29 protein-coding genes are annotated in these 20,546 nt (G+C 56.8%); 12 read left to right on the forward strand and 17 right to left on the reverse strand.

Annotated elements, in window-relative coordinates:
• Positions 1-255, forward strand: a complete 255-nt coding sequence (gene grxC / locus ACYCZJ_RS04215; protein ID WP_461552967.1) for a glutaredoxin 3 — start codon at positions 1-3, stop codon at positions 253-255.
• A gap of 65 nt (positions 256-320) precedes the next feature.
• Positions 321-743, forward strand: coding sequence for a thioredoxin TrxC (gene trxC, locus ACYCZJ_RS04220; protein ID WP_461552968.1), 423 nt, complete (start codon positions 321-323; stop codon positions 741-743).
• 14 nt (positions 744-757) lie between these two features.
• On the opposite strand, the gene ACYCZJ_RS04225 is transcribed toward trxC, so the two are convergent.
• The 4 genes from ACYCZJ_RS04225 to ACYCZJ_RS04240 are packed head-to-tail and all read right to left on the reverse strand — an operon-like array spanning position 758 to position 3,756.
• On the reverse strand, positions 758-1,372 hold the full coding sequence (locus ACYCZJ_RS04225; protein ID WP_461552969.1) for a DNA-3-methyladenine glycosylase family protein: 615 nt from the start codon (positions 1,370-1,372) through the stop codon (positions 758-760).
• Complete coding sequence (gene ptsP / locus ACYCZJ_RS04230) at positions 1,372-3,096, reverse strand: phosphoenolpyruvate--protein phosphotransferase (protein ID WP_461552970.1); 1,725 nt, start codon at positions 3,094-3,096, stop codon at positions 1,372-1,374. Before ptsP ends, ACYCZJ_RS04225 begins: the two co-directional genes overlap by 1 nt.
• Positions 3,093-3,362 carry an HPr family phosphocarrier protein gene (locus ACYCZJ_RS04235; RefSeq protein ID WP_461552971.1) on the reverse strand — a complete coding sequence of 90 codons (270 nt, stop codon included), beginning with the start codon at positions 3,360-3,362 and terminating at the stop codon, positions 3,093-3,095. The genes ptsP and ACYCZJ_RS04235 overlap by 4 nt, the downstream gene beginning before the upstream one ends.
• Positions 3,343-3,756: a PTS sugar transporter subunit IIA gene (locus ACYCZJ_RS04240; protein ID WP_124706085.1), complete on the reverse strand. Its 414-nt coding sequence runs from the start codon at positions 3,754-3,756 to the stop codon at positions 3,343-3,345. Before ACYCZJ_RS04240 ends, ACYCZJ_RS04235 begins: the two co-directional genes overlap by 20 nt.
• Before the next feature lie 49 nt (positions 3,757-3,805).
• Between ACYCZJ_RS04240 and ACYCZJ_RS04245 the strand changes: the two genes are divergently transcribed.
• Positions 3,806-3,931: a hypothetical protein gene (locus tag ACYCZJ_RS04245; protein ID WP_461552972.1), complete on the forward strand. Its 126-nt coding sequence runs from the start codon at positions 3,806-3,808 to the stop codon at positions 3,929-3,931.
• On the opposite strand, the gene ACYCZJ_RS04250 is transcribed toward ACYCZJ_RS04245, so the two are convergent.
• The 6 genes from ACYCZJ_RS04250 to gshA all read right to left on the reverse strand — a co-directional run bounded on the left by ACYCZJ_RS04250 (position 3,928) and on the right by gshA (position 9,002).
• The gene (locus ACYCZJ_RS04250) at positions 3,928-4,314 is read right to left on the reverse strand and encodes a c-type cytochrome (protein ID WP_461552973.1); all 387 of its coding nucleotides are present in this window, start codon (positions 4,312-4,314) and stop codon (positions 3,928-3,930) included. The genes ACYCZJ_RS04245 and ACYCZJ_RS04250 overlap by 4 nt on opposite strands.
• On the reverse strand, positions 4,311-4,883 hold the full coding sequence (locus ACYCZJ_RS04255; protein ID WP_461552974.1) for a ferritin-like domain-containing protein: 573 nt from the start codon (positions 4,881-4,883) through the stop codon (positions 4,311-4,313). Before ACYCZJ_RS04255 ends, ACYCZJ_RS04250 begins: the two co-directional genes overlap by 4 nt.
• Before the next feature lie 14 nt (positions 4,884-4,897).
• Positions 4,898-5,620, reverse strand: a complete 723-nt coding sequence (locus tag ACYCZJ_RS04260) for an RNA polymerase sigma factor (RefSeq protein WP_461552975.1) — start codon at positions 5,618-5,620, stop codon at positions 4,898-4,900.
• 159 nt (positions 5,621-5,779) lie between these two features.
• Positions 5,780-6,793, reverse strand: coding sequence for an FAD:protein FMN transferase (locus tag ACYCZJ_RS04265; protein WP_461552976.1), 1,014 nt, complete (start codon positions 6,791-6,793; stop codon positions 5,780-5,782).
• Positions 6,784-7,725: a glutathione synthase gene (gene gshB / locus ACYCZJ_RS04270; protein WP_461552977.1), complete on the reverse strand. Its 942-nt coding sequence runs from the start codon at positions 7,723-7,725 to the stop codon at positions 6,784-6,786. The genes ACYCZJ_RS04265 and gshB overlap by 10 nt, the downstream gene beginning before the upstream one ends.
• A complete protein-coding gene (gene gshA, locus ACYCZJ_RS04275; RefSeq protein WP_461552978.1) occupies positions 7,722-9,002 on the reverse strand; it encodes a glutamate--cysteine ligase in 1,281 nt (426 codons plus the stop codon). The genes gshB and gshA overlap by 4 nt, the downstream gene beginning before the upstream one ends.
• A 61-nt stretch (positions 9,003-9,063) precedes the next feature.
• Here gshA and trmL point away from each other — a divergent pair, with 61 nt between their 5' ends.
• Positions 9,064-9,528, forward strand: a complete 465-nt coding sequence (gene trmL, locus ACYCZJ_RS04280) for a tRNA (uridine(34)/cytosine(34)/5-carboxymethylaminomethyluridine(34)-2'-O)-methyltransferase TrmL (RefSeq protein ID WP_461553052.1) — start codon at positions 9,064-9,066, stop codon at positions 9,526-9,528.
• 206 nt (positions 9,529-9,734) lie between these two features.
• Positions 9,735-10,448 carry a hypothetical protein gene (locus ACYCZJ_RS04285; RefSeq protein WP_461552979.1) on the forward strand — a complete coding sequence of 238 codons (714 nt, stop codon included), beginning with the start codon at positions 9,735-9,737 and terminating at the stop codon, positions 10,446-10,448.
• Positions 10,449-10,577: 129 nt separating this feature from the next.
• Here ACYCZJ_RS04285 and ACYCZJ_RS04290 read toward each other — a convergent pair whose 3' ends face one another.
• A complete protein-coding gene (locus ACYCZJ_RS04290; RefSeq protein ID WP_461552980.1) occupies positions 10,578-11,102 on the reverse strand; it encodes a Crp/Fnr family transcriptional regulator in 525 nt (174 codons plus the stop codon).
• 37 nt (positions 11,103-11,139) lie between these two features.
• Positions 11,140-11,535: a hypothetical protein gene (locus ACYCZJ_RS04295; RefSeq protein ID WP_461552981.1), complete on the reverse strand. Its 396-nt coding sequence runs from the start codon at positions 11,533-11,535 to the stop codon at positions 11,140-11,142.
• 248 nt (positions 11,536-11,783) lie between these two features.
• On the opposite strand from ACYCZJ_RS04295, the gene ACYCZJ_RS04300 reads away from it, so the two are divergent.
• Positions 11,784-12,281 carry a DsrE family protein gene (locus tag ACYCZJ_RS04300; RefSeq protein WP_461552982.1) on the forward strand — a complete coding sequence of 166 codons (498 nt, stop codon included), beginning with the start codon at positions 11,784-11,786 and terminating at the stop codon, positions 12,279-12,281.
• 80 nt (positions 12,282-12,361) lie between these two features.
• Here ACYCZJ_RS04300 and ACYCZJ_RS04305 read toward each other — a convergent pair whose 3' ends face one another.
• Positions 12,362-12,736 (reverse strand): cupredoxin domain-containing protein, encoded by a 375-nt coding sequence (locus ACYCZJ_RS04305; protein WP_461552983.1) that lies wholly within the window; start codon positions 12,734-12,736, stop codon positions 12,362-12,364.
• A gap of 3 nt (positions 12,737-12,739) precedes the next feature.
• Positions 12,740-13,636, reverse strand: coding sequence for a metallophosphoesterase family protein (locus tag ACYCZJ_RS04310; protein ID WP_461552984.1), 897 nt, complete (start codon positions 13,634-13,636; stop codon positions 12,740-12,742).
• A 200-nt stretch (positions 13,637-13,836) separates the two neighbouring features.
• On the opposite strand from ACYCZJ_RS04310, the gene ACYCZJ_RS04315 reads away from it, so the two are divergent.
• The 6 genes from ACYCZJ_RS04315 to ACYCZJ_RS04340 are packed head-to-tail and all read left to right on the forward strand — an operon-like array spanning position 13,837 to position 18,201.
• Positions 13,837-14,367 carry a sigma-70 family RNA polymerase sigma factor gene (locus tag ACYCZJ_RS04315; protein WP_461552985.1) on the forward strand — a complete coding sequence of 177 codons (531 nt, stop codon included), beginning with the start codon at positions 13,837-13,839 and terminating at the stop codon, positions 14,365-14,367.
• 11 nt (positions 14,368-14,378) lie between these two features.
• A complete protein-coding gene (locus ACYCZJ_RS04320; protein WP_461552986.1) occupies positions 14,379-15,161 on the forward strand; it encodes an anti-sigma factor family protein in 783 nt (260 codons plus the stop codon).
• Between the two features lie 40 nt (positions 15,162-15,201).
• Complete coding sequence (locus tag ACYCZJ_RS04325; protein WP_461552987.1) at positions 15,202-15,747, forward strand: pyridoxamine 5'-phosphate oxidase family protein; 546 nt, start codon at positions 15,202-15,204, stop codon at positions 15,745-15,747.
• A gap of 44 nt (positions 15,748-15,791) precedes the next feature.
• Positions 15,792-16,775, forward strand: a complete 984-nt coding sequence (locus tag ACYCZJ_RS04330; RefSeq protein ID WP_461552988.1) for a biotin--[acetyl-CoA-carboxylase] ligase — start codon at positions 15,792-15,794, stop codon at positions 16,773-16,775.
• The gene (locus tag ACYCZJ_RS04335) at positions 16,772-17,500 is read left to right on the forward strand and encodes a type III pantothenate kinase (RefSeq protein ID WP_461552989.1); all 729 of its coding nucleotides are present in this window, start codon (positions 16,772-16,774) and stop codon (positions 17,498-17,500) included. Before ACYCZJ_RS04330 ends, ACYCZJ_RS04335 begins: the two co-directional genes overlap by 4 nt.
• Positions 17,497-18,201, forward strand: a complete 705-nt coding sequence (locus ACYCZJ_RS04340) for a hypothetical protein (protein ID WP_461552990.1) — start codon at positions 17,497-17,499, stop codon at positions 18,199-18,201. Before ACYCZJ_RS04335 ends, ACYCZJ_RS04340 begins: the two co-directional genes overlap by 4 nt.
• Here ACYCZJ_RS04340 and ubiA read toward each other — a convergent pair whose 3' ends face one another.
• From ubiA to ACYCZJ_RS04355, 3 genes are all read right to left on the reverse strand, one after another.
• The gene (gene ubiA, locus ACYCZJ_RS04345) at positions 18,202-19,065 is read right to left on the reverse strand and encodes a 4-hydroxybenzoate octaprenyltransferase (protein WP_461552991.1); all 864 of its coding nucleotides are present in this window, start codon (positions 19,063-19,065) and stop codon (positions 18,202-18,204) included. It abuts the gene before it with no gap.
• Positions 19,062-19,604: a chorismate--pyruvate lyase family protein gene (locus tag ACYCZJ_RS04350; protein ID WP_461552992.1), complete on the reverse strand. Its 543-nt coding sequence runs from the start codon at positions 19,602-19,604 to the stop codon at positions 19,062-19,064. The genes ubiA and ACYCZJ_RS04350 overlap by 4 nt, the downstream gene beginning before the upstream one ends.
• 117 nt (positions 19,605-19,721) lie before the next feature.
• Positions 19,722-20,537, reverse strand: a complete 816-nt coding sequence (locus ACYCZJ_RS04355; protein WP_461552993.1) for a phosphate/phosphite/phosphonate ABC transporter substrate-binding protein — start codon at positions 20,535-20,537, stop codon at positions 19,722-19,724.
• Between the last annotated feature and the right edge of the window lie 9 nt (positions 20,538-20,546).

The raw sequence follows: 20,546 nt of genomic DNA on the forward strand, positions 1-20,546 counted from the left end.
ATGACCACCGTCACCATGTATTGCACCGCTGTTTGCCCGTACTGCGTCATGGCCGAACGCCTGTTGCAGGGCAAAGGCGTCAGCGTTGAGAAAATCCGCGTCGATCTCGATCATGAGCGTCGCACGGAGATGATGACACGCAGCGGTCGCCGCACCGTCCCGCAAATCTATGTGGGCGATACGCACGTTGGCGGTTTCGACGACCTCTCCGCATTGGACCGGGCCGGCAAACTGGATGCTTTGTTGAAAAGCTGACTTTCTGCTTGAAAAGCGCCTGAAACACCGCATCTATCAAGTATCTTTTTGCAGAGGTGCTGAATATGAATCTGGTTTGCCCTTCCTGTCAGGCAGTTAACCGCATCCCCGCGGAACGCGTCGATCAAGCACCCAAATGCGGCAAGTGTGGCGCGCCCATGCACGCCGGCTTGCCTCTCGACCTCAACACCAATAATTTCGACCGCTTCATCACCCGCAACGATTTACCGGTGCTGGTGGATTTCTGGGCGAGTTGGTGCGGTCCATGCAAAATGATGGCGCCCGCATTCAAACAAGTGGCTACGGAGCTCGCGACCCAGGTGCGTTTTGCCAAGCTGGAGACGGAAGCCGAGCAGGCAGTGGCTGCGCGCTACAATATCCGCAGCATCCCTACTCTGATTTTATTCAGGAACGGTACCGAGGCGGCACGCATGTCGGGTGCGCTGGATGCCAGCGGACTCAAACGCTGGCTGGCACAACAGGTGTAAGTGTCGGAGCGTGGCTAGTAAGCGACGACCTGCGGATCCAGGCTGCGCCACATATACCAGGTTGCCACTGAACGCCACGGGCGCCAGGTTTCAGCCAGGCCGCGCATGCTGATTTTGTTGAATGGTTCACCGCCCTGGTAATGCATGGCCATGGCTTTTTGCAGACCGATGTCGTCGAGGGGAAAAACATCCGGCCGCAATAAATAGAACATCAGAAACATTTCCGCCGTCCAGCGGCCAATCCCGCGTACCCGGCACAACTCAACGATCACTGCCTCATCGTCCATATCATCCCACAAGCCGGGATGCAATGAGCCGTCAACAAATTTGGCCGCGAGATCGCGCAGATATTCAACTTTTCGCAGGGAAAAACCGCATGCCCGTAAAACCTCCGGGGCGGTATCGGCGATGACTTCCGGGGTGACCGCAACACACGCCAGTAAACGCTGCCACACCGCTTCGGAAGCTTTTACAGAAATCTGCTGCCCGGCGATGGAACGCGCCAGCGTGGCAAACGCATCGCCACGGCTGCGCAGGCTGATTTGCGGATAACTGGCAATCAGCGATTTCAATACGGCATCAGCGGCGGATAATTCCTCGGTGGCTTGCTGCCAATATTGCGGATACATCAGGCGTTCAACCGGGTAAGCAACGTTTGCAGCTTGTCCGGCTCGTGGCCGCGCATGATTTTGTTTGCCTGCGTCGCGGCCTCCACGCTATTGCTTTTGAGCACCCGCTGTTTGACCGAGAGCAGACTGGCCGGATGCATGGAATAGCTGCGCAATCCCAGTCCCAATAACAAACGTGTGAGCAGCGGATCGCCCGCCATTTCGCCGCACACCGATACCGGCTTGCCGGCTTTTTCACCGGCACGGATGGTCATCGCGATCAGCTGCAGCACGGCAGGATGCAGTGGATCGTACAAGTGCGATACGCTGTCGTCGGCACGATCAATCGCCAGCGTGTACTGGATCAAATCGTTGGTGCCTATCGACAGAAAATCCATACGCTCGGCAAACGTCTGCGCAGCCAGTGCGGCGGCAGGGATTTCTATCATCCCGCCCACTTTGATGGCTGGATCGAAATAGACCCCATCAGCAGCCAGACTGGCTTTGGCAGCCTCAATCGCATACTGGGTCTGACGCAACTCCGGCAGATTGGACAACATCGGAATCAGGATACGTACCTGCCCGAATTTCGAAGCCCGCAAAATAGCGCGCAATTGGGTACGGAACAGGATCGGTTCAGCCAGGCACAATCGAATTGCGCGCAAACCCAGCGCCGGATTGAGGGTGTGGGTGGTAAGTCCGGCCAGTGGCTTGTCTGCGCCCAGATCAAGGGTACGGATCGTTACCGGCAATCCATTCATCGCCTGCGCCACTTCACGATATGCTTCGAACTGCTCATCCTCGCTGGGCAGGTCTGCACGATTCATGAACAGGAATTCACTGCGGAACAGACCAATGCCGGTGGCGCCTGATTCCAGTACCGCCTCTACGTCCTGTGGCAATTCGATGTTGCCATGCAGCTCGACCACCACACCGTCCAGCGTGGCAGCACGGTTGCCTTTCAGGCGCTTGAGCTTCTGGTGTTCGATCTTCCATTCGTTCTGGCGCAGCCGGTACTCTTCCAGCACCGTTTCATCCGGGTCGAGAATCACCACACCATTGTCACCATCCACGATGATGATTTCATTTTCACGGATCAGGCTGCGTCCGTTGTGCAGCGCCATCACCGAGGGGATATTCAGGCTACGAGCGAGAATGGCAGTATGGGAAGTGGCGCCGCCCACGTCGGTAATGAAGGCCGCAAACTGCTGGCGCTTGAATCCGATCATGTCGGCCGGAGACAGGTCGTGTGCGACCAGGATGCCGTCATGGCGCTCATCTTCGGCCAGCGGCAGATGTCCGGGATGCCCGAGCAATTCCTTGATCACACGTTCAACGACCTGGACCACGTCAGTCTTGCGTTCGCGCAGATAGGGATCGTCAATTTCTTCGAACTGCGCTACCAGTTGCTCCATCTGCTGGGTGAGCGCCCACTCCGCGTTGCACTGTTGAGTTTCAATGAGTTGCTTCGGTGCCTGGGACAGCATCGAGTCATTCAAAATCATTAAATGCATGTCGAGGAATGCCGGCAACTCGGCCGGCGCATTGGCGGGGATCTGGCCATGCAAGGCACTCATCTCGGCGCGCACCGTCTGCACGGCTTCGTCGAAGCGCTCCAATTCCTCCGCAATGTGCGCCTTTTGCAGCACATAATGCGCAACTTCAATACGGGTATGCGAGGCCAGCCGCGCAGGTCCAATGGCGATCCCGCTGGACACGCCGATGCCGTGCAGCGTGGCGCTCACTCGCCTTCTCCGAACTTGTCGTTGATCAAAGCCAGCAGGGCGTCCATGGCCGCCGATTCATCCTCGCCTTCGGTTTCCAGGTTGATGGTGCTGCCTTTGGCTGCCGCCAGCATCATGACGCCCATGATGCTTTTGGCGTTGACCCGGCGGTTATTGCGGGTCAGCCAGATTGCGCTCTGGAACTGTCCGGCGGTCTGCGTGAGCTTGGCTGATGCGCGCGCATGCAGCCCGAGCTTATTGATGATTTCAACGTCCTGTTGCAGCATCGCACAACTCCGGTGAAATATGCAGGATGCCTTCGTGGCCACCGGAGAGCGCCTTGATTACCAGCTTGTCGAGCGGTTCATGGCGATAAGTCAGTGCGCGGATCAGCATGGGCAGGTTGACCCCGGCGATGCCTTCCACCCGTCCAGGGTAAAGCAGGCGGCAGGCAGTATTGCACGGCGTGGCGCCGTAAATATCCGATAGCATCAATACGCCGTCGCCCTGGTCAAGCTCGTCAATCATCTGCTGGGCTTTCGCCGTCATCGCCATGATGTCCGGGCAATCCATCACGTTCAACGGTGTGAGATAAGGCGGGCGCTCACCCATAACGTGGGTGGCGCATTGAATCAGACTTTCGCCCAGGCTACCGTGGGCGACGATAAGTATGCCAATCATGGTGAATCCACTTCAGTAAACCGAAGCGGGTATTCTACCGCAGGGAAGCATGGCCGGAGAGATTAGCATCGACGTGATTGCGCCGCATGATGCGCAGCTCGATCTGAAACATCACTGCTTTGGCGCAGCAAATGAATCGCTGCCACGCCCGGTGCTCTCGACGAATGTGAACTAGCGCCGGCACTCGGCAGACTGGCCTGCCTGTTTGAGATAGGCAATCAGGTCAGCACGTTCTGTCCGATCCCGCACCCCGTCGTAGGTCATCGTCGTGCCAGGCACCATTTTTTTCGGATCGGTCAAAAACTGATCGAGCGTGCGGGCATTCCAGACAATCTTCGAGTGCCGCATTGCCGCCGAATAACCGAATCCAGAGACACTAGCCGCCCGACGGCCAAATAGCCCGCAGTGTCTGGGCCCAACACGGTCGTACGCCAGCGCATGGCAGGCGAGGCAGCGGTTATAAATCTGCTTGCCACGGCGCGCATCAGCGGCCGCACCGGCGGGCGCGGCGACGCTCAGGGCGAGCGCACCAATCAATATGCATTGCCGCAGCTTCATGCCATAAAGGCAGACGGCACGACCGGGCTCTCGCCCAGCGCCTGACGCAGCACTGCCCAGTGCATGGCCTCATCGCCCAGGATGCTGGCGGCGGCCTTGGCCAGATCGCGGTTGCCAAACAGCGGCACCGCGCCGAGATAAGCGCTGACAGCCCCTTGCTCGAGCTGGGCGGCAAACTTGAGCACATCGGTTTGCGACTTGAGCTGAGCCACCGGGAAATTGTATTTTTCTTTCGCCAACGCCGGTTTGCCGCCGAGCTTTTTAATCGTGCTGGCGAGCACCTCGGCGTGCTGCTTGTGGTGCCCTTGAAATGTCAAAGCCAGTTCCAGCACGGGTTTTTGCAATAAATTGCTCTCGGCGCCCAGCTGATACGCGGCAATGGCTTCCAGCTCGGCGCTGAGCGCCGTATTGAGAATTACCACATCGCCGCTGCGGGCGTGCCCAGACGTGGCGGCAAGCGCATCTTTACCCGCCAGTAAGGCTACGGCAGCCCCCGAAAGTACCAGGCCAGAATGGGCAAGAAATTGGCGGCGCGATGCGACGGGTGCAGGCATAAGAAAGAATGACATGGTGGTCTCCAAAGTCAGTTACTGTTATGGGCGGGTGGTACCTGCCCGGAAATATCTGCCAGCACATGCGCGACTATCCTGTCGCAGCGTGCCCCGGCAAAAGAAAAAGCGTCAGCCATCGACGTATCGATGTCGCGCGACAAACGCTCGCGCAGCAAACCGCGCGCGCGAAAAAACCGGCTCCGCACCGTAGCTTCGGGAATATCCAATGCGGCAGCGACTTCTTCCACGCTCAACTCCTCCACTGCACGCAGCATGAACACAGTGCGAAACACATCGGGCAGGCCGTCGATCCCGGCTTCTATCAATTGCCGCACTTGTGCCCGCATGGCCATGCGCTCGGGTTGCTCATCGGGGTTCTGTTCCATCGACGCCTCCGTATTCGCTGCATCCACATCCAGCGCGCTATCGAGCGGGATAATCTGTGCGCTGTGTCGGCGCAGCCGTCCCAGACTCTCGTTCACCACAATACGTACCAGCCAGGTGGACAGCTTTGCATCCGCATGAAAACTACCCAGTGCACGCCAGGCGCTCATATAGGCGGTTTGCAGGGCATCTTCAGTCTCAACGTCATTTTTCAAAATGCTGCGCGCGGTGCGGAATAGCAGCCGGTTATTACGTCGCATGATGCGTTCGAAAGCGTGTGGATCGCCCTGCAGTGCACGCGTCACCAACTCGACGTCAGTCAAATCGTGCAAAGCCGAAAAGCCACTCAGCTCCGTGTCCAAAGCTTTCATGGTACCCCCTGGAAAAATTCACTATTGCCCATTAGATGCAGGCGTGTAGCATCCCGTTCCCGCTGGATCGAATTCTGTGGGTGAGGTGGATTCGTCCATCCGAAAATGAATTGAAAACGGTTGCCTGAACGGCAAAGCTGGTGTGCAGAATCTGCGGAGCTAAGATCCCGTTTCGAAATGCAGACGTTGTTTCATGCCGCCGGTGAGTTCGACATGCCCTTGCCCGTCGATAAACATCACATCGGCCACCCCCATGCGTTGCGCTGCGGCACGCCAGCCAGCACTACCCGAAATGAAAATGGGCTTGCTGGCGACATCCGACAAGGTACCGGCATGGTCTGACGGCGGAATCAGGACGGTGACCGCGCGTACCCCTTGCGCGGGCCAGCCAGTGCGCGGATCGATGATGTGGCAATAGCGCTTGCCGCCCACTTCGAAGTAGCGCTGATAGTCGCCCGAAGTGCCGATGGCTTCACCGTCGCGCAACTCCAGCGTGGCAATAGGGCCGGGGCCGCGCGGATTCTGGATGCCCACGCGCCACGGCCGGTCACCGTGCTGCCCCAGCGCCAGGATATTGCCGCCAATATTGATCAGCGCGTTTTTTACCCCCTGGCTGCGCAGGTAGCGTGCAGCCACGTCCAGTGCATAGCCCTTGGCGTAGCCGCCCAGATCCAGCCGCACAGCGGGATTCGTGCTATGAAACATGATGCCGTCAATCACGATGTCGCGCATTTGCGGATTGGCGCGCACCAGTTCGGCAATTTTTGCCGGGTCGGGCAATTTCGCCTTGAAAGTATCGGACTGAAACCCCCACAAGCGGATCAGGTTGCCGATGGCCGGGTTGAACAAGCCTTGCGATTGTTCCGAATAACGCGTGGCGTCGCGAATAATCGGGATCATGCCGGGCGCAATCGCGGCCTGACTCGGACTCAGCTCGAAGATGCCATTCATGCGCTCCAGCGTGCCCGGCTCCCAGGCATGCAGGCTGTGGTGCATCTCGTCGAAATCACGCAATACTTGCGCAGTGACACGACGCGCCTTGGCTTCCGGCTCGCCGTAAATGCTCACCTCCACGCGGGTACCGAATACGTAGCTTTCCTGGGTGTAAAGGGGCGGTTTGGCACAACCTGCCAAAGCCAGCAGAAATAGCGCCATAACGCCGATCAAGCGCATCGCCGCTCCAGTGCGTCGATGAACATCCCGGCCACGTTAAAACCGGTCTGCCGGGTGATTTCCTGAAACCCGGTGGGGCTGGTGACGTTGATTTCGGTAAGATAGTCGCCGATCACGTCCAGCCCGACCAGGAACAATCCCAGATCGCGCACCGCCGGCGCAATGATCTGCGCAATTTCGCGGTCGCGTTCGGACAGGGGCTGAGCGACACCGCGCCCGCCCGCAGCCAGGTTGCCGCGCGTTTCTCCTTCGGCGGGAATCCGCGCCAGCGCGAACGGCACCACCTCGCCGTCGATCAGCAGGATGCGCTTGTCGCCCTGGGTAATTTCCGGGATATATCGTTGCGCCATCACCGTGCGGGTTTCCAGCTGGGTCAGTGTTTCCACGATGACATTGAGATTCGCGTCACCGCCACGCACCCGGAAAATCCCTGCTCCGCCCATGCCATCCAGCGGCTTGAGAATCACGTCGCCATGCTCCGTCAGGAATTCCTTGATATGAGAGGCACGCCGCGTTACCAGCGTGGGTACAGTAAATTGCGGGAAGCGCGCGATGGCGAGCTTCTCATTGAAATCGCGCAGGGTATTAGGCCGGTTGAATACCCGTGCACCTTGATTTTGCGCCAGCTCCAGCAAGTGCGTGGTGTACAGGTATTCGGTATCGAACGGCGGGTCCTTGCGCATCACCACCGCATCGAAGTGGCTCAATGGCATCGCCTCGGCGGCTCCCAACTCAAACCAGTTGGCGTTGTCGGCCGTAACGCACAACGGTTTGGCGTAACCAATGACCTGATTGTCGCGCAGGATAATATCCGCCTGGCGCAGCGCAAACAGCGCGTGGCCGCGTCCTGCCGCCTCACGCAGCATGGCCACCGAACTGTCCTTGTAAGCCTTGAGCGTGCTTAACGGATCGAGTATGAAGGCAAGGTTCATTGATTTTCCGGGTCGGTTTGTTCCAGTTCCATGGATGCCGCCAGCATCGCCAGCCGCGCCACGACGCCATAAGTATAGAAGCGGTTGGGTGTGGAATCCGGATTTGCCAACTGGTTGGGCGTGCAGCATGGGGTGGCGAACGCCAACGGCACGAAGTGCATCCCCGGTGCATTCAGGTTTTCATCCGGTCCGCGTCCGGTATGCACGCGGTAGAAACCGCCGACGACGAAATGGTCAATCATATAGACCACCGGTTCCGCCACCGCATCATTGATGCTCTCGAAGGTATGCACGCCTTCCTGGATGATGACCTCGGAGATTTGCTGGCCTTCCTTGCCCACCGCCATCTTGTTGCGCTGCTTGCGGTTCAGCTCACGCACCTGGGACGGATCCTTGACCGTCATGATGCCCATGCCGTAGGTGCCGGCATCAGCCTTGGCAATCACAAAAGGCTCGGCGTCGATCTTGTATTCATCGTATTTTTTGCGGATTTTATCCAGCACGATGGTGGCATTCTTTTCCAGGCATTCTTCACCCTGGCGTTCCTGAAAATTAACGCGCCCGCAAGTGGAAAAATACGGATTGATGAACCATGGATCAAGCCCGATCAGCTCGGCAAATTCTGTCGCCACCTGGTTATAGGCGGCAAAATGGCGCGACTTGCGGCGCACATGCCAGCCGGCATGCAAAGGTGGCAGCATCGACTGTTCGAGGTTTTGCAACAACGCCGGGATGCCGCCGGAAAGATCGTTGTTCAGCAGAATCGCGCATGGGTTGTAGCCTGCCACGCCCACACGGTTGCCACTACGCACGACCGGTTCAAGCAATAGCGATCCGCCATCCGGCAAATCCACTTTGAGCGGCTCCGCGAGATCGGGGATCAGGCTGCCCAGGCGCACCTCCATACCGGTTTGCCGCAAAATATTGGCCAATTGCGCCACGCTTTGCAGATAGAACAGATTGCGCGTGTGATTCTCCGGAATCAACAACAGGCGCTGCGCGTCCGGACAGATTTTTTCTACCGCACTCATTGCCGCCTGCACCGCCAGCGGAATGAAATCGGAATTAAGATTGTTGAATCCGCCCGGGTACAGGTTGGTATCGACCGGGGCCAGCTTGAAACCACTGTTGCGCAGATCCACCGAGGTATAAAACGGTGCGGCGTGCTCCTGCCACTGATTGCGAAACCAGCGTTCAATCTGCGGGGTGGCGCCCAGAATCATCCGCTCCATGTCCAGTAGCGGTCCGGTGAGGGCAGTCGTTAAATGCGGTACCATGCGTAAGCCTCGTGTAGTCGTTATGAGTGGATTATATCCCGTAGACCCGGTCTTTCCTGCCATGTTCAACATCGTTCTCTATCAGCCCGAAATTCCGCCCAATACCGGCAATATTATTCGCCTTGCGGCCAACACCGGCTGCACCCTGCATCTGGTCAAACCACTGGGGTTTGAACTGGAAGACAAACAGTTGCGCCGCGCCGGGCTGGATTATCACGAGTATGCCAGTATTGTGGTGCATGAAGACTGGGCGGCGTGCCGCAGCCAGTTAAATGTCCGGCGCATGTTTGCGCTCACCACCAAAGGCTCGGCCAGTATCGGCGCCTGCCAATTCGCAGCGGGGGACGTGTTTGTATTCGGTCCGGAAACACGCGGACTACCGGGAGACATATTGGATGAATTCAGCAGCGAGCAACGCATCCGCCTGCCGATGGTGGCAGGAAGCCGCAGCCTGAATTTGTCGAATTCGGTCGCGGTGACGGTGTTTGAAGCCTGGCGGCAGAATGGGTTTGGCGGCGGGGGCTAATGAAAAATAAGGGTCGCCTTCACCTCGCCAATGCTTGTCAAAATTTCAAATAAATCCATTGGAGTTTGTTTTGGTGATGCCGGATTGATCTTGCGAAATTCCCTATCTGTCCGGATAGGCTAATTTAAATTAGCCCACGTTACACGCAAGTATTGACGTATTATTTTCTGTCCTTTAGACCTCGGCTTTAAGTTAAAACGCACAGCATGCTTACTGTTTACCATCTAGTCTCGGAAGATCAGGGGATTGATCTCGAATACGATCAATTCAGGGCAGCGTTGCCATCAAACATTGACCTAAAATTGCAGTCAGATGGCTACTACGCAACCGTTGAATCTACAGGGCCAGATGACCCCAATGCGCAGCAACTGATTGATCGCGAGCTCGACAGAATATACTTTTTGACTACTATGCGGCTACGCGCAGTGGCGTATCCAGCCATAGGCACCATTCAATTAAATCTTGTGATTCGGGTACTCGGCGACATTCCTCCCGGAACCCGCCCCCAGCAATGGACGCCTCGCCTCGCCCTCCAGCTCAGGCTTTGGGCGATGGCTGTGGATTCGACTGATTCCTGTCTCAGCATCCTTCTTTTCTTCCAGATCATCGAATTGTCGTATCCTGAGACCGCCGACGAGCAAGCCTATCCAAAATACACTGGGGACTCTCTAGATCCAAGGACAGAAGCCAAGTTGTTACGAAGTCTTGTTGCTCACGCAGGCGTCGCCACACGTACTGAGACCCTCAAGTACAGGGATTTTCTCGGCCTCCTGCCCGAGCCTCCAGACTTGGTACATCCCGATTGGAGTCGAGTGATATCCAAGAAAGTTGCGCATGTTAAAGCTCAAGCCCACTCGGTACTGCAAAATGCGCTCCAACCTATTTCTACGGACCACTCCCAAATCAGGGAAACTGATTGATCGATAGCTTCTGCTGTTAACAAGTAAGCAAGGGGAAACAACTTGTATTGCGACATTATCATGACGCCCAATGATCAGGCCCGACACATTATTCAGCTAAACACCCCATCTGGATAACCCTGCCAGCACTTAGTCTGCCGAAGCTTTGACACCCGGGCCGTACAGGTAATGCGAGAATTGCGCATGATCGCTGCTGACAGCGCGGAACAGATGATCCATGCTGAGCACCGCCTGCTCGACGATATTGATCGCGATATAGGGATGTTCGACTTTCATGCGTTTGTACATGGCGCGCGGCAACTTCAGCACCTGCGTATCCGCGGCCTTGGCAACCAGTCTGACCGAGCGGGCGCGCTTGTCGAAAAACGACATCATGCCGAGCATTTCACCCGCGCCTGAGCGCACCACTTCATATTCGATGCTGCCATCCGGAATCACCAGGGCCACTTCACCCTTGACCACGAAATACAACTCGTCGCCGACGTCGCCCACATCCGAAATTATCGCATCCGTGCTGAAGTGCAGCACGGTCAGGTAATTGAGCAGGGTATTCACCTCGGCCACAGTAAGCGATTCGCACAAGTATTGCTGGGTCAGAAAGTGGGTCAGCTGGGCGTGTTCGGCGTCGTTGTTGGTAATGGCGGTTTCGGCCATGTCGATCTCCGTTGGTTATTGTTCAATGTTGGCTGGATTATAAACCGTCATTACCCGAACTGGCGCGCTGCATCATTTGCATCCCCCCGGCCATGCCTTCCACGCGTTCGCGAATACGGCCCGCCAAAACTGTCCAGGCGGATTTATCAGCCACGCCGGGTAGTGGTTCGAACGGGTAATGGCGATGCTGGAGACCGGGGCGCAGCGGCGGGCAGGCTGCCAGCGCAGCGGCATCCAGCGTGACCAGCAAATCCGCCCATTCCAGCGCATCGTCACCCAGCACGGGCACATCACCGGTCACGCCGGGCAATACCGCCGCACGCGCTTCCATCCAGTCGGCGCCCTGGCGATTGGCATAATGCGCCGCCAGATTGGGCGGTACCGGATGCAGGCCACCGAGAAACAGGATACGGGCTTTGCGTTTATAGGCCATGGTTCCTTATGCTGAAAGCGCTACGCTGTAATTTTTGATTGCCAAGTTTAACGCATCTCAGCATGACGCCACTGCCTGAACGATGGGAATAAATACCGGGCTGGCCTGGTATTGCATTTACCGGTCACATGATCGGAGCAAGCATGGAAGCGGGTACGAAACCGGTGCGATGGTCCGGCAACTGCAGGACAAATTCATCCGGTGCGACGCCTGCTCCGCACAACCTTAATATCAATCAGGAGAGCAACATGATGGAGAGAACACGTACCGTATCAATGATCGCAGCGCTGATGGTTTGTCTCGGAGGGGGCGTCAGCCCGGCCTGGGCCGAAACTTCGATGCTGCAGTCCTACAAGTTCGAGACACCGGAATTCCTGCATCCCCATCCTTTTGCCAAGGCCCACGTTGTGCTGCAGGTAAGCGAAGACAACCCGCAGCTGTGGGGGCTTACACTCAATAACATCACGAACCTGATGGCCTATTTCGGGCCGGACGATGTGCAAATCGTGATGGTAGCCTATGGCCCGGGGCTGAAAATGTTGTTCGCCGACAGCCCGGTAGCCGAGCGCATCAAGGCGCTGGATGCGCAAGGTGCGGAATTCGATGCCTGCAATGTAACCATCACCGGCATGACGAAGGCACTCGGGCATCGACCCAAACTGGTCGATGCATCAGCTATCGTACCGGGCGGGATCGTCCGTATTATGCAGCTGCAACAGCATGGCTTCGATTACATCAAACCCTGACGTTTCCGCAGATAAAGAAGAATGCGGGAAAATTATCTCCCGCATTCAAACTGCGCTTCTCTCTGTTTAAATGATGAGAGTCATTCAGTTACGACAATGGTGCCCGTCATGTCCTCGTGACCGCTGCCGCAAAAAACATCGCACACAAACGGGAAAGTTCCCACCTTGTCAGGCACCAGTCGCAAACGCGAAACCTTGCCAGGAATAATGTCAGCACGAACGCCCAGATCAGGCACCTTGAAACCCATGAAAACATCCAGCGTTGTGAACTCCAGCACCACCGGCACGCCTTTTTTCAGCTTGATTTCATTCGGCGTGTAATCGAATTTCTTTGCGACGATTTTGATGACCGGATCTTCCGTTTGCACGCTCGCATAATCGCCGGCACTCACCAGGCCGGCACCGAGAACAGCGGCTAAAACGATGCGCTTGATTCCGCGTGACTTGAGTCTCATGCCTTATCCTTTCACCACAGGCAGTTCTGTAATGCGGTATTGGGCTGTCTGCACATCCGCCTCGACGTCGCGATAGCCCAGCCCTTTATATGGCTGGGCCGCATCCCACGGCAGCGGAGTGCGCTTAGGTTGCGAACCGGGTGCCGGCAGCGGAAAGATCAGCGACTTTACCGAATGGTGTGCGATATGCCCGGTCATGTGGTGGTTTTCCTGGTGGATATGTCCGTAGAACACGGTGACGTTGGGGTGCGGCATCAGCAGCGCGATCGCCTTGTCACCATCACGGGTAGCCCAGTCCCACTGTGGATAAAGATCGAACAGCGGGCGATGAGTGAAGACCACGATTTTTGCGTCTTTGGGCTGAGTATTCAAATCTGCGGCGAGCCACTGCAACTGCGCCTCGCCGATACTCGCCGTCGGGTCGGAGACATTGTCCAGCACGATGAAATGCACGCCTTTGTGATCGAAGGTGTAATGGGTTTTGCCAAAAAATTCCTGATAAGCCTCGCCATGATCCAGCGAGGCATCATGTTCACCCGGCATGAAGTGCACGTTTTTTACCTTGAGTTCGCTCACGATTGCGCGGAATTCCGCCAGACGCTTTCTGCGCTCCTGCGGGTCGTCGGTGGTGTGGGTCAAGTCGCCGGTGAATACGATAAAATCCGGCTGTTGCGACAGATCATTCACTGCGGCGACCGCCTTTTTCAAGGTGCCTTCGGCGTCCGGGTTGACTTTCGGCCCCTTGAAACCCCAATGCGTATCCGAAAGCTGCACGAAATAAAACTCCTTTCCATCACCATGTTCAGCCATGCTGGAACAACCAGCCAGACTGGAAACAAATACCACGCCGGCCATCCCGCTCAATTTCAGGAATTCGCGTCTATCCAGGGACTTTTCCATTACTTCCTCCTATGTCGTTATCGAGATCGAACACCTGCAACGTGTAATACCGTTCACTCCGTCAACTTATTCCCTTGCGATAAAAATAGTTCTTGCCGGCAATGAACGCGCTGGCTACCAAATGGATTTAACAGGGGTGCTGGAATACAATGGCGCGCTAATCGGTATAACCACTTGATGGGATGACGGTGACAGATGCGATGAAAACCCTGCGCTTCAGAGAAGTGGCTTTGCCGCATCTGAACGCCGCATACAACCTGGCACGCTGGCTGACTCACAGCGACCAGGACGCGCAAGACATTGTGCAGGAGGCCTATCTGCGCGCCTTCCGGTTCTTTGATGGTTTTCATGGTCAGGATGCGCGTGCATGGCTGCTTGCCATCGTCAGGAATACCGCCTACACCTGGTTGCAGCAGAATCGCAATCATGTACAGAACGCGTTTCTCGATGAGGATTTCCACGATCTCAACCAGGCAGGTTCGGCCACCTTATGCGATCAGCAGGACAACAATCCTGCCGCCATACTGGCACGCAACGATGACAAACGCTTGCTGGATCAGGCCTTGGAGCAACTGCCCGTGGAGTTTCGTGAAGTATTGGTACTGAGAGAACTGGAGGATTTGTCCTACAAGGAAATCTCCCATATCGCCGGCATTCCCATCGGTACGGTCATGTCACGACTGGCTCGCGGCCGCAGATTACTGCAAGCCTGCCTTGAGCGAATGAATTAAGGAGTCACGTGATGAATTGCAAACGAACTCTTGAGTTACTCCCCGCACATCTGGATCAGGAACTTGGCTTGTCCGAATCCAGCGAAATCGATCAGCACCTGCAAATCTGTGCAGCCTGCCATAACGCCTTTGTCAGCCAGTCGGCACTGCGTGATGCAGTCAAACAGCGCGTGACTTATTATCAGGCTCCGGCCGATCTGGGTAGCCGCATCAACGCGGCGTTACCGGAATATGAAGAAGCTGACGTACCAGCGAAACGGCACTCATGGCGCTGGGGATCATGGAACTGGTTTAGCGCCGGCAGCTTGCTGGCTTCGCTGGTCGTGCTGGTATGGAGCGCGGGGCTTTATCTGGCCACACCTTCACCCAGCGAGTTGCTTGCCGAAGAAGTGCTATCCAGCCATGTGCGTTCGCTGATGGTCAATCATATTGCCGACGTCGCTTCTTCCGATCAGCACACGGTCAAGCCATGGTTCGACGGCAAGCTCGATTTCTCGCCCACGGTCATGGATTTGGCTGACCAGGGCTTTCCGCTGATTGGCGGCCGGCTCGATTATCTTGATCACCGTTCGGTTGCGGCACTGATATACCGCCATCGCCTGCACCTGATCAACGTATACATCTGGCCCGCCGCCAGCCAACGTCAAACGCCTGTCCGTAGCCTGTCGATCCAGGGCTATCATCTGATTCACTGGCATGAAGCGGGCATGGTGTACTGGATGATTTCCGATCTGGATCCACGCGACCTGATGACGCTGGCTCATATTCTTCAGGCACAGCACACGAAAAGTTAGGTTATGTTTAAAAGCTCACAAGAGAGAACAGGGAACATTCATGGCTAAGTTTTATCCGGCGATCACTGAACAACATCTGCATTTCATACGCCGTCAGCATATCTTTTTTACGGCCACGGCACCGGTCGCCGGACGCATCAATCTTTCTCCCAAAGGCATGGACAGCCTGCGCATACTTGGTCCAAACCGGGTGGCCTATCTTGATCTCACCGGCAGCGGAAACGAAACTGCCGCGCATGTACTGGAAAACGGGCGCATGACGTTGATGTTTTGCAGCTTCGACGCCGATCCATTGATTCTGCGACTGTATGGACAAGGCCGTGCAGTACAGCCACGCGATGCCTGCTGGTCACTGTTGCGCTCTCATTTTCCGGCATTGCCGGGAGAACGCCAGATCATCGAACTGGATATCGACTCGGTGCAAACATCCTGCGGCTATGCAGTCCCGCAATATATTTATACGGGTGAGCGTGAGACGCTGGCGCGCTGGGTAGAGAAAAAAGGCCCGGATGGAATTCTCGAATACTGGCGCGCAAAGAATCAGACAAGCATCGACGGCTTGCCCAGCGCGCTGCTGGAGGACTGAGCCGACATGTTAAAATCGGCGGCAATCCAATCCGGCTTTCTGCTTTGAATCCATTATTGCTCCCGCTGCTGCACGTTTTGTCCGACGGTGAATTTCACTCCGGGGAAGTACTCGCCCAACGCTTTGGTGTGTCGCGCGCCAGCGTGTGGAATGCACTCCAGGCCGCACAGGATCAGGGCATCGTGCTCAACAAGGTACGCGGGCGCGGCTATCGCCTGCCGAATGCGCCCGGCTGGCTCGACGCCGCCGCGATCGAACATGCGCTGGAGACTCATGCAAAGCGTTTTAATATACAAGTGGTTGAGTACCTCGACTCAACCAATACCAAACTGATGCATGCAGCCGCAAATGGCGCACCGCACCGCAGCTGTCTGGTGGCCGAAATGCAGTTGGCCGGACGTGGACGGCGCGGACGTGTCTGGCAAACTGTGCTTGGCGGCAGTCTCGCCTGCTCGGTACTGTGGCGTTTTGATGCAGGTGTTGCTGCCCTTTCCGGCTTGAGTCTGGCAGTAGGCGTAGCGCTGTTACGCACCTTGCGCCAATTCGGCGCGGATACGGTGCAACTCAAATGGCCGAACGACCTGCTCTGGCACTATCGCAAACTGGGCGGGATTCTGATCGAAGTACAGGGCGACGTGATGGGTCCCTCGTTCGCAGTCATCGGCATCGGCATCAATTTGCAGTTATCGGGGGCGGTACGTGCCGAAATCGATCAGTCCGTGACCGACTTGAGCGAAATATGCGGCACCCAAATTGATCGCAACCTGTTGCTGGCGGCACTCCTGATTCACCTGGACGACGTCATGCAGGATTTTGAGCAATCCGGGCTCACTCGACTACGTACAGAATGGCTCGCAGCACACGCCTACCAGGACAAACCGGTGCGCGTATTACTTGCCAATGGCAACGACCAGCTTGGTACAGCCATCGGCGTGTCTGCGGATGGCGCACTATTACTGCAAACCACCAGCGGCCAGCAGTTGACGCTCAACGGTGGTGAAGTCCACCTGACGCGCTGTCTTTCATGATACTGGCGATCGACGCGGGCAATACCCGCATTAAATGGGGCCTGCATGATGGGCAAGCCTGGCTCTCCCAAGGCCAATACGCGCATCATGAAATCGACAAATTCGAGCAGACACTGGACAAGCTGGTTACCCCTCAAAAAATCGTGCTCAGCAATGTGGCCGGTGCCCAATTGCAGGGCCAGATCGAACACTGTTTACGACGTTATGCCGTCGTGCTGCAACAGGTCCATGCGCAAGCCAGCCAGTGTGGCGTACACAATGCTTACGCCAGTCCCGGACAACTGGGTGCAGACCGCTGGGCTGCGTTGATCGGCGCACATCACCTCGGCGTTCGCTCCGGGCTGGTGGTGAATGCCGGTACGGCGATCACCGTCGATGCGCTGCATCTGGGCAATTTTCTGGGTGGCGTCATTCTGCCCGGCTACCACATGATGGGCAGCATGCTGCAGCAAGGGACCGCAGGGCTGGCCAACGACCCGGGCCAATTCAGTGCGTGGCCGGACAACACTGCGGATGCGCTGGAGAGCGGCCGCATCCTGGCGATTACCGGTGCGGTGGCATTGTTGCGTGAGCAACTGGCACGACAGAGCGGGGATATGCCAGAATTGGTACTCAGCGGAGGAAATGGGGCGCACCTCGCCATCCACCTGTCGCAACCACTGCGGCTGGTGGAAAATCTGGTACTGGAAGGATTGCGTATCATCGCATCCGGGGAGTGTTTGTGAGATTGCTTTTTTTATTGCTGTTGCTTGCCAATCTGGTCGTTTTCGCCATGCTGCAATGGGGTGGCGACATGAGCTCGGCGCATCGCGCGCATTCTTCACTACACCCTGAGCGTATCGCGCTGGTTGGCGAACCGCGTGCCACGCCATCTCCGAAAATTTCGCCCGTCAATGCACCCTTGCCTGCGCCTCAGCCCGCTCAGACTTCTGCACCCAAGCCCGATGCCAACGATAAAATTTGCATGACCTGGGGGCCGGTAGCCCCGGCGCAATATGACGACGTCATCGCCGCGCTGGATCAGCTCAAGCTGGGTGAGCGTCTCAGCCGTCAGTCACTGGGTACACCCGGCGGCCCCTACTGGGTGTATTACCCACCGCTGGCATCCAAAGCCGCAGCGGATAACAAGCTCACGGAGCTGACTAATCTGGGGGTGCGCGACCTTGCTGTGGTGCGTCCGGCCGGTCCGTGGCAAAACGCAATTTCACTCGGGTTATATGCCAAGCAGTCAATTGCCGAAGCGCGCGTGGCCGAACTGCACAAGAAAGGCGTACAGACGGTGAGCATCGAGACACGTGGTAAAACTCCCAGCCTATTTACCTTGCGTGACCTGGATGCTGCCGAACAGGCAAAGTTGACACAACTTCAGCAGACTTATGCAGACACCCAACTCAAGCGGGTGGATTGCGCGCCCAGCTCTCACTGATTAACGTAACCAGTAGTCCAGCACCAGCCCGGCGAACACCGCTGCACCCAGCCAGTTGTTGTGCAAAAAAGCCTTGAAGCAGCGTGCGCGGTCGCGGCCCCGGATCAGGGTGTAATGGTAAACGGCAATTGATGCCGCCACACCTAATCCCGCATCGAACCAGAGTCCCCTGCCCTGGCGCCAGCCCACATAGGCAAGCAATAGCAAAGTCGCGGCATAGCACAGCATCACCGCCGCCACATCGAAACGCCCAAACGTCAGCGCAGAAGTCCTGATACCGATTTTTATGTCGTCATCACGATCCACCATGGCGTACTCGGTGTCGTAGGCAATCGCCCAGAAGATATTCGCTATCAGCAACAGCCAGGCATCCGTCGGCACGCTGCCGAGCTGCGCCGCATAGGCCATGGGAATGCCAAAGCCGAAAGCGACGCCAAGATAGGCTTGCGGAATGGCAAGAAAACGCTTGGTGTAGGGATAGCTGGCGGCCAGAAACAGCGCCGGCACGGACAACATCATCACCAGCCGGTTGAGCGGCAGGATCAGTAAAAAAGCCAGTGCGGACAGGGCCGCAGCCAGCAGCAGGGCTTCCTTGCCGCTCACTCTCCCAGCCGCCAGCGGGCGATCCTTGGTGCGCGCCACATGGGCGTCGAAATCGCGGTCTGCATAGTCATTGATGACGCAACCCGCTGAGCGCATCAGTACCGTACCCAGCACGAAAATCCACACTACCATCCATTGCGGATGCCCCGCAGAAGCAAACCACAGTCCCCACAGGGTCGGCCACAGCAGCAGCAGAATGCCGATCGGCTTATCCAGGCGCATCAATTTTTCATACAGACTCAAGCGTTGTGCGAGCGTCATGCCAGCTCCAGAAGCGTGGGTAAAAAAACCTCGGTGACCAGAATGCGTCGACCCTGCAACTTGAACAATGAGCGCCGCGCCCATAGATACGGCGGCCGCCGATCGAACCGTGCGCAGGCCCGTCGATACAATGGATGTCGCGGGTCAAGCCGTTTGAATTCAAGCGCTACACGACGCACGCAGGGGTTAGCGAACAGTGCTGCACCCAGCGGCCGGTTGCCCAGCTTGCCGAGTTTCGTCCATGCGCCGCGCAGGCTGCTGTGTGGCAGTACGCTATGGGCGAATACCACCGGAGTTTCGTGACAATACAGAAAGACTTCGCGCAGCAATGCGGTGGGTTTCGCACTCAGACCGGACATTACAGCTTCGTCCAGAGCCGCCCGGCCGGATCGCTGACTGACATGACGCACACTGAACTGCGGGCAATGCCCGATGATGCGTCGCGTAAGCGACCCCTGATCGGTAAGCCAGTCGCGCGCGGCGCCGTGAACGCCGATCAGTTGGGCACGCCAGGAAGAAGAATTGCACAAGTTGGACATGATCGGCAGGAGTTAAGCAAACCCTGTCATTATGCCACGCTGCATACACCCGATTGAACCTTGAAAACGGTGAACAACAAGTAACGTGGGGCTATTGCCTGGCGCGTCCAGCGCAATTCAGCGGATGTTCAACAGCTTCACCATGCCCTTGTAATCAGCCAGGCTGGCCGGCTCGAAACTGGAGAAGCCGGTATTCCTGAAGTAACTTTGTGCCTCCTTGTCCTTGTCAGCACCTATCAGCGCCTGCGCAACTGCTTTCTTGATATCGCCCGGCAGGTCTCCGCGCACGGCGAAAGTGAGGTGCGGTACCCCCTTGCTCTGCATGATGAGGTTAAGATCCATGCCGTTGTTGTTCCACAAGGTCAATACCCCGGTATTGGCCACGCCAACGTCGATCAGCTTGTACTTGAAGGCGGTCGCAATTCCATCGACGTCATGGTAATAAGCCACACTCTTGAAATATTTGGCCGGATCAATATGCTTGCTGCGCAGGTCCGCCAGAGCCAACTGAGTGACCATGGAATCTTCGTCGGTAAAACCGATACGCTTGCCTTTCATGTCTTCCGGAAAGGCAATGCCGCTGGACGACAGCGCCATGAAACCGGCAGAGATCTGCCCCGGAATCTTGGCGACCGGCTCATAACCCGCGAGCTTGTTGGCTTGCATGATCATCGAAGGCGGCGCAAACATGAAGGCGAATTTTTTTTGCTTGGCTTCCGCCAGATATTTGTCGGTATCGCGCACCGTCTCGACTTTGACCGGGCGTTTCAGTACCCGGGAGAGGTAGCTGGTCAGCCCATGGAATTCTTCCGCCACGATGATGGGGCTGCGATTGTAGTCCTGTATCCCCAGAAACAGCGTTTCCACCGCCCGGACTGGTTGTGCAACCAGCATACCCAGCAATATCAACCCCTGCCATAGCCGCATGTTCATCTGCAATCT

It is taken from the genome of Sulfuriferula sp. (assembly GCF_054605375.1).